The sequence below is a fragment of the Paraburkholderia phytofirmans PsJN genome, from assembly GCF_000020125.1.
Lineage (GTDB): Bacteria > Pseudomonadota > Gammaproteobacteria > Burkholderiales > Burkholderiaceae > Paraburkholderia > Paraburkholderia phytofirmans.
Genome location: NC_010681.1, coordinates 3,435,954 through 3,445,487, shown reverse-complemented (window position 1 = coordinate 3,445,487; position 9,534 = coordinate 3,435,954). Strand labels below are relative to the sequence as shown.

10 protein-coding genes are annotated in these 9,534 nt (G+C 64.0%); 7 read left to right on the top strand and 3 right to left on the bottom strand.

The window, feature by feature from the left end; all coding sequences use genetic code 11:
* Window positions 1–7 precede the first annotated feature (7 nt).
* Genes BPHYT_RS15140 through BPHYT_RS15115 form a run of 6 tightly spaced genes read left to right on the top strand, consistent with a single transcriptional unit; the run spans window position 8 to window position 4,645 of the window.
* Complete coding sequence (locus tag BPHYT_RS15140) at window positions 8–493, top strand: hotdog family protein (RefSeq protein WP_041759025.1); 486 nt, start codon at window positions 8–10, stop codon at window positions 491–493.
* Window positions 490–1,215 carry a 3-ketoacyl-ACP reductase FabG2 gene (locus BPHYT_RS15135; RefSeq protein WP_012434023.1) on the top strand — a complete coding sequence of 242 codons (726 nt, stop codon included), beginning with the start codon at window positions 490–492 and terminating at the stop codon, window positions 1,213–1,215. Before BPHYT_RS15140 ends, BPHYT_RS15135 begins: the two co-directional genes overlap by 4 nt.
* A complete protein-coding gene (locus BPHYT_RS15130) occupies window positions 1,215–2,441 on the top strand; it encodes a beta-ketoacyl-ACP synthase (protein ID WP_012434022.1) in 1,227 nt (408 codons plus the stop codon). Before BPHYT_RS15135 ends, BPHYT_RS15130 begins: the two co-directional genes overlap by 1 nt.
* On the top strand, window positions 2,438–3,679 hold the full coding sequence (locus BPHYT_RS15125) for a beta-ketoacyl-[acyl-carrier-protein] synthase family protein (RefSeq protein ID WP_012434021.1): 1,242 nt from the start codon (window positions 2,438–2,440) through the stop codon (window positions 3,677–3,679). The genes BPHYT_RS15130 and BPHYT_RS15125 overlap by 4 nt, the downstream gene beginning before the upstream one ends.
* Window positions 3,680–3,718: 39 nt before the next feature.
* Entirely contained in the window at window positions 3,719–4,141 is a 423-nt protein-coding gene (locus BPHYT_RS15120; RefSeq protein WP_012434020.1) for a hypothetical protein, read from the top strand.
* Window positions 4,142–4,201: 60 nt separating this feature from the next.
* Entirely contained in the window at window positions 4,202–4,645 is a 444-nt protein-coding gene (locus BPHYT_RS15115; protein ID WP_012434019.1) for an excinuclease ABC subunit A, read from the top strand.
* A 132-nt stretch (window positions 4,646–4,777) separates the two neighbouring features.
* Here the strand turns inward: BPHYT_RS15115 and BPHYT_RS15110 are convergent, their stop codons facing one another.
* A complete protein-coding gene (locus BPHYT_RS15110; protein ID WP_012434018.1) occupies window positions 4,778–5,512 on the bottom strand; it encodes a class I SAM-dependent methyltransferase in 735 nt (244 codons plus the stop codon).
* A gap of 136 nt (window positions 5,513–5,648) precedes the next feature.
* Here BPHYT_RS15110 and BPHYT_RS15105 point away from each other — a divergent pair, with 136 nt between their 5' ends.
* Window positions 5,649–6,893 (top strand): NAD(P)/FAD-dependent oxidoreductase, encoded by a 1,245-nt coding sequence (locus BPHYT_RS15105; RefSeq protein WP_012434017.1) that lies wholly within the window; start codon window positions 5,649–5,651, stop codon window positions 6,891–6,893.
* Window positions 6,894–6,976: 83 nt separating this feature from the next.
* On the opposite strand, the gene guaD is transcribed toward BPHYT_RS15105, so the two are convergent.
* Both guaD and BPHYT_RS15095 read right to left on the bottom strand, forming a co-directional pair.
* Window positions 6,977–8,350, bottom strand: coding sequence for a guanine deaminase (gene guaD, locus BPHYT_RS15100; RefSeq protein ID WP_012434016.1), 1,374 nt, complete (start codon window positions 8,348–8,350; stop codon window positions 6,977–6,979).
* 105 nt (window positions 8,351–8,455) lie between these two features.
* On the bottom strand, window positions 8,456–9,508 hold the full coding sequence (locus BPHYT_RS15095) for an adenosine deaminase (protein ID WP_012434015.1): 1,053 nt from the start codon (window positions 9,506–9,508) through the stop codon (window positions 8,456–8,458).
* Between the last annotated feature and the right edge of the window lie 26 nt (window positions 9,509–9,534).

The window sequence follows — 9,534 nt, the reverse complement described above, 5'->3', positions numbered from 1 at the left end:
CCACGCGATGAACCCGACGCCCACCGTTGACGAACTGCTCCAGCAGCCGATCGAAGCGATCATCCCGCATCGCGGCACCATGCTGCTGATCGACTCGGTCGACACATTCAGCGAAGAAACGCTGAGCGCGCGCGCCACGGTGCGCGCCGACGCCTGGTATGCCGACATCGACGGCGCCATGCCCGCGTGGATCGGCATCGAGCTGATGGCGCAGGCGATCGCCGCGCACGTCGCGTTGCTGGCCATGCGCGGCGGCGGCCGCGCGCGCCCCGGCGTGCTGCTCGGCTCGCGCAGCTACAAGGCATTGCAGCCGTCGTTTGCGGGCGGCGCGCGGTTATCGGTGCACGTCTCGGAACTGCTGCGCAGCGAAGAGGGCCATGGCGCCTACGAATGCACCATCCGGCACGGCGACGCGGTGTGCGCCGAAGCCGTCATCAAGGTTTTTCAACCGCGCGATTTTCAGTCATTCATTGAAGGGAGTTTCAGTTCATGAGCCGGCGTGTTCTCGTTACCGGCGCAAGCCGCGGCATTGGCCGCGCGATTGCGTACAAGTTGGCCGCCGACGGCTTCGCGGTGTCCGTGCATTGCCGCACGGGGCGCAGCGAAGCCGATGCGGTGGCGACGGGCATCGCCGCGCAGGGCGGCACGGCGCGCGTGCTGCAATTCGACGTGCGCGAGCGCGCGGTGTGCCGCGAAGTGCTCGAAGCGGACGTCGCGGCGCACGGGCCCTACTACGGCATCGTATGCAGCGCGGGCGTGACGCGCGACGCCGCGTTCCCCGCGCTCACCGAAGAAGATTGGGACATCGTGATCGAAACCGGTCTCGACTCGTTCTACAACGTCGTCCATCCATTGACCATGCCGATGGTGCGCGCCCGCAAGGGCGGCCGCATCGTCACGATCGCTTCGGTGTCCGGCGTGATGGGCAATCGCGGCCAGGTCAACTACAGCGCGGCGAAGGCCGGCCTGATCGGCGCGAGCAAGGCGCTCGCCGTCGAACTGGCGTCGCGCAACATCACCGTCAATTGCGTGGCGCCGGGGCTGATCGAGACCGGCATGCTCGATGAAATGCCGCTCGAACAGGCGCTCAAGACGGTGCCGATGAACCGCGTCGGCCAGCCTGCCGAGGTGGCGTCCGTGGTCAGCTTCCTGATGTCGGATGCGGCCTCGTATGTCACGCGTCAGGTGATCGGCGTCAATGGCGGGATGATCTGATGAAGCGCGTCGTCATAACCGGCATGGGCGGCGTCACGGCATTGGGCGATAGCTGGGACGTGATCGAAACGCGCTTGAAGAGCGGCGTGAACGCCGTGCGCCGCATGCCCGAGTGGGATTACTTCGAATCGCTGCATACGCGGCTCGCGTGTCCGCTGCCGGATTTCACGGCGCCCGCGCACTATCCGCGCAAGAAGACCCGTTCGATGGGGCCGGTGTCGATGTACTCGGTGCGCGCCAGCGAACTCGCGCTCGCCGACGCGGGCCTCGCCGACGACGCCACCATCAAGGACGGCCGCATGGGCGTCGCCTATGGTTCGTCGTCGGGCTCGGTGCAGCCGATCCGCGCGTTCGGTACGATGCTCGAAACCGGCTCGATGAGCGACGTCACGTCGAACAGCTACGTGCAGATGATGCCGCACACCACGGCGGTCAACGTCAGCCTGTTCTGGGATCTGAAAGGACGAATCATTCCGACCTCGTGCGCTTGCGCGTCGGGCAGCCAGGCGATCGGCTACGCGTATGAAGCGATCCAGAGCGGCAAGCAGACGCTGATGCTCGCCGGCGGTGCGGAGGAATTGTCGGGTCCGGCCGTCGCCGTGTTCGACACGCTGTACGCAACCAGCACGCGCAACGACGAGCCGCATCTGACGCCGCGTCCGTTCGACGCCGCGCGCGACGGCCTCGTGGTCGGCGAAGGCGCGGCTACGCTGGTGCTCGAAGAATATGAGCATGCGGTTGCGCGCGGCGCGCGGATTCACGCGGAGATTGTCGGCTTCGGCTGCAATTCGGACGGCGCGCATATGACCCAGCCGACCGCCGAAACCATGGCGTTCGCAATGCGGCTCGCGCTCGACGACGCCCAACTGCCGCCCGAAGCGATCGAGTATGTGAACGCGCACGGCACCTCGACGGATCGCGGCGACATCGCCGAAAGCCATGCGACCGCGCAGACCTTCGGCGCGCGCATGCCGATCAGTTCGCTCAAGAGTTATGTCGGCCACACGCTCGGCGCGTGCGGCGCGCTCGAAGCGTGGTGGACCATCGAGATGATGAAGCGCAACTGGTATGCGCCCACCTTGAACTTGACAAATATTGACCCGGCTTGCGCGCCGCTCGACTACATTGTCGGCGCGGGCCGTGAGATCGACGCCGAGTACGTGATGAGCAACAACTTCGCGTTCGGCGGCATCAATACGTCGCTGATTTTCAGGCGCGTTCGATGAGCGTGGCGTTGCAACGCGTGGTGGTGACCGGCATGGGGATCGTGTCGTGTCTCGGCAATACGCTCGACGAAGTCTCCGCTGCCTTGCGCGTGGGCCGCTCGCGGATCGAACGGATCGACGCGTGGCGCGAGCGGGGCTTCGGCTCACAGGTGGCGGGCGTTGCCTCGGTCGCGCATGAGACGCCGTTCGAGCGCAAGCTCGAACGCTTCATGGGCGACACCGCGCGCTTCGCGTGTCATGCCGCGCGTAAAGCGATCAGCGATGCCGGACTCGACGCTCGGGCGCTACGTTCGCCGCGCGCGGGCACCGTGATCGGCTCGGGCGTCGGCAACATGCTGAGCTACGACGCGGCCATGACGATCGCCAGTTCACGCGGCGTCGAGAAAGTGCCGCCCTATGTCGTGCCGCACGCGATGAGCAGCACCGCGTCGGCCAATGTCGCGCAGGTGTTCGGGCTCGAAGGCGTGAGCTACTCGCCGTCGTCGGCGTGCACGACTTCGGCGCTCGCTATCGGCCAGGCGATGCAACTGATTCAGACCGGCCGTCAGCAGATCGTGCTGGCCGGCGGCAGCGAGTCGCTGCACGACAACATGACGCTGATGTTCGACGCAATGGGCGCGTTGTCGCGCCGCTTCAATGACACGCCGCAGCGTGCTTCGCGTCCGTACGACACCGAGCGCGACGGTTTCGTGATCGCGTCGGGCGGCGGCGTGCTGGTGCTCGAATCGCTCGATCATGCGCTCGCGCGCGGCGCGCGTATCTACGCCGAGCTCACCGGTTTCGGCGACTGCACGGACAGCAGCGGCATGGTCACGCCGCGCGCGGCGGGGATTGCGCGGTCCATGCGCGGCGCGCTGAACGAAGCGGGCAAGCGGCCCGACTACGTCAACACGCACGCACCGTCGACGCCGCTCGGCGACCTTGAAGAACTGCACGCGTTGAACGAAGTGTTCGGCGCGGCGTTCGATCATCGCGTGCCGGCGTTTTCGTCGACCAAGGGCATGACCGGGCATCCGCTCGGCGCCTGCGGCGCGCACGAAGCGATCTACACGCTGCTGATGATGCGCGATGGCTTTATCGCGGGCACTGCGGATATGGACACGCCGGAGCCCGCGCTCGACGGCATGCCGCTCGTGCGCACAGCGCGCGACGCGCGCATCGGCACGGCGATGTCGGTGTCGTACGGGTTCGGCGGAAGTTGCGCGAGTTTGGTGTTCCAGGCATGGCAGGGCGGCTGAAACGGCCGCGATTTTATAAAGAACGAAGGCGAGAAAAAAATGAAAAGAACAGGTGTACTGGGCGCATTGGCAGTCATGGCGTTGACGTTGGCAGGTTGCGCCACGCAGGTGAAGTCGCTGCCGCTCGCCGCGGCCGGCGGCGAATCGCGCGGCAACGTGCCGGTGTATTTCGGGCAACAGAACCACCCGGCGGTCAAGAGCCGACTGGGCGACGTGTCGTACTCCGTGCGGATCGCGCGCAAGGTCGCCGGTCCCGACGACGCCTGTCACGCAGCGCTCGCCGAAGCCATGCAGAAACTGCGCGCGGCGGCCAACGAACGCCACGCCAATGCCGTGATCGATGTGTCGACGCGTTTTCATAGCACCGAGAGCAACTCGTCGACCGAATTCACCTGCGGCGTGAGTCCGAGCGCCGCCGCGATTGCGGTAAGCGGTCAACTCGTCGTGCTGGAATCGAACTGAGCCGAACCAGGCTGATTGAAAAAGAACTCACAGAGCAACAACAACCACCAAGGAGTCTCAATGAAACGTCATCTGCTGTTTGCCGCATTGTTTGCTTCGTTTGCCACGCTGAGCGCTGCGCCGGCCTTCGCTCGCGATACGGTCAGCTACTTTCCGGTCGAGCAGGCCTTGCAAAGCGAACCGGGCAAAGTGAGCGAAGACATCGGGTTGTATTTCGCGGGTCAGCGCCACCCGGCAGTCGTGAAGACGATGGGTGAATTCGCCACCAACAAGAAGACCAACGCGTTCGGCAAGAGCGATCTGCAAGCCTGCCAGCACGTTTTCCTCTCGGCGGTGATCGAGTTGCAGGAACGCGCGCGCAAGGAAGGCGGCAACGCGGTGATCAACATCAAGAGCAACTACAAGAACGAGTTGCGTGAGAGCGCCACCGAGTACACGTGCGGCGCGGGCGCCGTGGTTGCCGGCGTCGCGTTGACGGGTGAAGTTGTGACGTTGCGCAAGTAAGCGTGGGTCCGCGCGAGCCGGCGCGGAGTGACGCGCATGCGAGCAAGGCAAGCGCGAAGGCGGTGTATGCCGCCTCGCGCTGTTTTATCGCATCAGGCGCGTGCCTTGCTGCGTATTTTGCCGCGCGCCTTGCTACGGATTAACCGGCTTGACCGCCGCGACATTGACCAGCGTTTCGCGACGCTTGCCGGGTTGCGGATGAGACAGGCCGAGCCGTTCGAGCAGACCGAAGTCTTTCGCGCGGCTCCACCAGAGGTAGGGCAGCGACACGTTGCGCTCGCTGAAGTTAAAGCCGCCGCGGCGAATCATGTCGAGGTAGCCGCCGGCGCTCTTTTGCACGTGCATCGGATGACGGAACAGGAGCCGGATTACCCACGATTTGATGTACGCATCGGTGGATTCGGCGAAGAGCAGCACGCCGCCCGGTTTGAGCACGCGATGGAACTCGGCGAGCGCGTGGTCCTGCTCGACGAGGTGGTGAAAAGTTTGATGGCAGAACACGATATCGGCGCTCGCGTCGGGCAGCGGCAGTTTCGCGCAGTCGCCGTGCAGCAGTTCGATATCCGCCAGCTTGTCGCGGCAGGCGTTTGCCGCCTGAGCGGCGAGCGTCAACGACGGTTCATGGAAGTCGATGCCGACAAGGCGGCGCGGCTTGAACGCATCGGCGAGCAAGCGGAATGAAATGCCTTGGCCGCAGCCGACGTCGACGATCACCGGCGCCTCGGGCAAGGGCGTGTCGATCAGGCGTTTGAGGTCGTTGATCGCGACCCGCAGCACATGATGTTCCCAAGTATAGGTACGCAGGAACCAGATCCCGAACGCCGTTTCCGGCACGAAAGGCACACTGGATGTTTCGGATGGCGACACGCTGGGCTCCCGGCGAAATAGCGTTCTTGTTGTGCCCGCCCCGAAGACATTCTTCGGGGCATTGAAGCGAAGTTGTAACGAGACGTAAGGATGCAGCGAAACGCTGCTCCGGGCAAGCCAAACGATTGAGGCAAATTTGAGTACACATTCGTCAAAGCGCACGACCGTCGATGTCGTGATCATCGGTGCCGGACCGGCAGGCGCGGTTGCGGCAGCGTTGTTGCGCAAAGCCGGGCGCTCCGTGCTGGTGCTCGAACGCCAGCACTTTCCGCGCTTTTCCATCGGCGAGAGTCTGTTGCCGCAAAGCATGGCTTACCTCGAAGAGGCTGGCATGCTGCGGGCCGTGGTCGAAGCGGGCTTTCAGTACAAGAACGGTGCGCATTTCGTGTATCGCGACCAGTCGTCGGCGTTCGACTTTCGCGACAAGCATTCGCCCGGTTGGGGCACCACGTATCAGGTCGAACGCGCGGTATTCGACGACATATTGATTCGCTGCGCCGCGGAGCAGGGCGCCGATGTGCGCTTCGGCCATACGGTGCGCGCGGTTCACACGGGCGCCACGCCTTTGGTCGATGTGATCGACGAAGCGGATCACGCTTATCAGATCGAAGCGCGTTTCGTGTTCGACGCAAGCGGCTTCGGCCGCGTGCTGCCGCGCTTGCTGAACCTCGAAGCGCCGACGCGCATGCCGACGCGCGCCGCGATCTTCACGCACGTGCAGGACGGCATTCCGGCGGGCATGACGGACCGCAACAAGATTTGCGTGGCGACGCATCCGGAACATCGCGACGTGTGGTTCTGGATGATTCCGCTGGCGGGTGGCCGTTCGTCGGTGGGGTGTGTCGCCGAGGCGAGTTTCCTCGACGTGCCCGACGCGGAGCGCGACGCAAAGCTGCGCGCGCTGATCCAGCAGGAACCGACACTGAACCGCCTGATCGGCAACGCGCCGTTCCTGATGCCGGTGCGCCACATCGGCGGCTATGCGGCGAACGTGGAGCGTTTGCATGGGCCGGGTTACGCGCTGCTCGGCAATGCGGGCGAGTTTCTCGACCCGGTGTTTTCGTCCGGTGTGACGATCGCGCTGCGCTCGGCGCATCTTGCGGTGCAGACGTTGAACCGGCACCTGGACGGCGAGCAGGTCGACTGGTCGGCCGCTTACGACGTGCCGTTGCGCAAGGGGATCGATACGTTCCGCGCTTTTGTCGAGCGCTGGTATTCGGGTGCGTTGCAGGACATCATTTTTTATCCGGAGCAGACGCCGTCGATTCGCCGCATGATCAGCGCGGTGCTGGCGGGTTATGCGTGGGACGAGACGAATCCGTATGTGGCCGATCCGGTGCGTCGGTTGAATGCGTTGCATGAGGTGTGCATGCAGCGGTGAGTTGGTCTTGCGGTGGGCATTAAAAGAAAACGGCGCTTCGGGATCGAAGCGCCGTTTTCTATTCAGTTGCGTAACTCACCAACTCAAGCAGCGATCCTCGCCGCGCTCGACGCACTCTGCCGCACATCATCGCGACGATGCACGCGCTTGCCTGCCGCATAAGTCTCATAGATCGCGCGATCGTCGCCGAGCAGCGCGAATGCGAACAGCAACTCTTCCAATGTTTCAGTGCGCGCGGTGCGGCGTGCGAGCAGCGGCGTCGCGCGCGGATCGAGCACGACGAAGTCCGCTTCCGACTTCGGCTTCAGCGTGCCGACCTTGTCCGCGAGATCGAGCGCTTCGGCCGCGCCGGCGGTCGCCAGATAGAACATGCGCGTTGCCGTCAGATGATGGCCGCCCAGACGCGCGACCTTGTGCGCCTCATTCATGGTCTGCAGCATCGAGAACGAGGTCCCGCCGCCGACGTCCGTCGCCAGTGCGATCGGCATGCCGGCTTCATCGGCCTTGTCGAAGTCGAACAGGCCGCTGCCCAGAAACAGGTTCGAGGTCGGGCAATGCGAGGCGACCGTGCCGGTTTGCGCCATGCGTTTGCGGTCTTCCGCGTCGAGGTGAATGCAATGGCCGTACACGGCGCGACGACGCAGCAGACCGTAGTGATCGTAAATGTCCAGATAGCTGCGGTGGCCGGGGAACAGATCGGCGACCCACTTCACCTCGTCGTGATTTTCCGCGACGTGGCTCTGAATGAAGATGTCCGGATGCTTGCCCGCCAGCACGCCGCACGCTTCGAGTTGCGCTTCGGTCGAGGTCGGCGCAAAACGCGGCGTGAGGGCATACATCTGGCGGCCGCGATTGTGCCAGCGGCCGATCAGCTCGGCGCTGTCGTCGTAGCCCGATTGCGCGGTGTCGCGCAGGAACTCGGGGCAGTTGCGGTCCATCAGCACCTTGCCGGCCACCATGCGCAGATTGCGCGCTTCGCTTTCGGTGAAGAGCGCGTCGGCCGATTCCTTATGAACCGTGCAATACACGAGCGCGGTCGTCGTGCCGCAGGCCAGCAGTTCGTCGACGAAAAAGCTTGCCGTGTCGCGCGCGTAGGCCGGATCCGTGAAGCGGCGCTCGGTCGGGAATGTGTACGTTTCGAGCCACGGCAACAAACCCGGCGCTGGCGACGCGATCATGTCCGTCTGCGGATAGTGAATGTGCGTGTCGATGAAACCCGGCACGATCAGCTTGTCGCGCATTTCCTGCACTTGCGTACCGGGCGCGAGTTGCGGCGCGAGCGCGGCATATGCTCCGGCCGCGACGACATGGCCGTCTTCGACGATCAGCAGGCCGTCCTCGTTGAAGACCGCCGCGCTGGACGATTGCGCCGGATCGCCGTTGAAGGTCAGCAGTTGCGCGCGGAATGCCGCTTGGGCCGATTTGGCTGCTTTGGCCGGGTTGGCAGATTGAGTCATGGAAAAACCGTCTCCGATTGTGGGAAGCTGCACAGTCCGGACGACGGTTCGTTCATTGGCTCTCAGTCGAACCCATGCCGCCGCCGGCTGCGATATATCGGCCCGTCAGTGCGGACCGCTTGGGTGCCAGTGCGCGTCGAGCTTCGCGATCAGTTCGCTGCGTTGCTCGGGCGTGACGAACGACGCTTCGAAGCTGTTGCGGATGATCGTGTAGACCTCGGCATCGTTGAGCTTCAACGCGTCGATGGTGGCGAAATAGTTGGCGTTCACGTAGCCGCCGAAATACGCGGGATCGTCGGAATTCACCGTCACGGCCACGCCGCGATCGAGCAGGTCTTTCAGTGTGTGCTTGGTCAGGTCGTCGAACACGCAGAGCTTCAGGTTCGACAGCGGACACACGGTCAACGCGACGCGAGAATCCGCGAGACGCGTGACGAGCGCCGGATCTTCGATGCTGCGCACGCCGTGATCGACGCGGTCCACTTTCAGCAGATCGAGCGCTTCGTAGATATACGACGGCGGGCCTTCTTCGCCGGCATGTGCGACGAGTTTGAGGCCGAGTGCGCGCGCCTTGGCGAAGACACGTTCGAACTTCGAAGGCGGATGGCCGCGTTCCGACGAATCGAGACCGACGCCGATCAGGCGATGCTTGTACTGCTCGAACAAAGGCAGCGCTTCTTCGAACGTGGCGAGCGCGTCTTCTTCGGATAGGTGACGCAGGAAGCACAGAATCAGCTTGCTCGTCATGCCGCGCTTTTCCGCGTCGGCGAGCGCGCGTTCGATGCCGGCCACGACGGTCGCGATCGGCACGCCGCGTTCGGTGTGAGTCTGCGGATCGAAGAAGATTTCGCTGTGAATCACGTTGTCGGCGAGGCAGCGCTCGACGTACGCCATCGTCATGTCGTAAAAGTCCTGCTCGTGCAGCAGCACGCTCGCGCCCGCATAGTAGATGTCGAGGAACGATTGCAGGTCGGTGAATGCGTACGCGGCGCGCAGGGCGTCGATCGAGTCGTAGGCGAGCTTCACGCCGTTGCGTTCGGCGAGCGCGAAAATCAGTTCGGGTTCGAGCGAGCCTTCAATATGAATATGCAGTTCGGCCTTCGGTGCCAGCGCGGTTTTTTCAGCGAGCGGCGTGGGGGTAACAGTCGTTGTAGTCATGGTCGGTCAGAAGTTTGTTGAATCGC

Excerpts from the sequence above, each read along its gene's own strand:
- BPHYT_RS15125 (WP_012434021.1), top strand. The coding sequence starts at position 2,438 with ATGAGCGTGGCGTTGCAACGCGTGGTGGTGACCGGCATGGGGATCGTG.
- BPHYT_RS15095 (WP_012434015.1), bottom strand. The coding sequence starts at position 9,508 with ATGACTACAACGACTGTTACCCCCACGCCGCTCGCTGAAAAAACCGCG.
- BPHYT_RS15115 (WP_012434019.1), top strand. The coding sequence starts at position 4,202 with ATGAAACGTCATCTGCTGTTTGCCGCATTGTTTGCTTCGTTTGCCACG.
- BPHYT_RS15120 (WP_012434020.1), top strand. The coding sequence starts at position 3,719 with ATGAAAAGAACAGGTGTACTGGGCGCATTGGCAGTCATGGCGTTGACG.
- BPHYT_RS15135 (WP_012434023.1), top strand. The coding sequence starts at position 490 with ATGAGCCGGCGTGTTCTCGTTACCGGCGCAAGCCGCGGCATTGGCCGC.
- guaD (WP_012434016.1), bottom strand. The coding sequence starts at position 8,350 with ATGACTCAATCTGCCAACCCGGCCAAAGCAGCCAAATCGGCCCAAGCG.
- BPHYT_RS15140 (WP_041759025.1), top strand. The coding sequence starts at position 8 with ATGAACCCGACGCCCACCGTTGACGAACTGCTCCAGCAGCCGATCGAA.
- BPHYT_RS15130 (WP_012434022.1), top strand. The coding sequence starts at position 1,215 with ATGAAGCGCGTCGTCATAACCGGCATGGGCGGCGTCACGGCATTGGGC.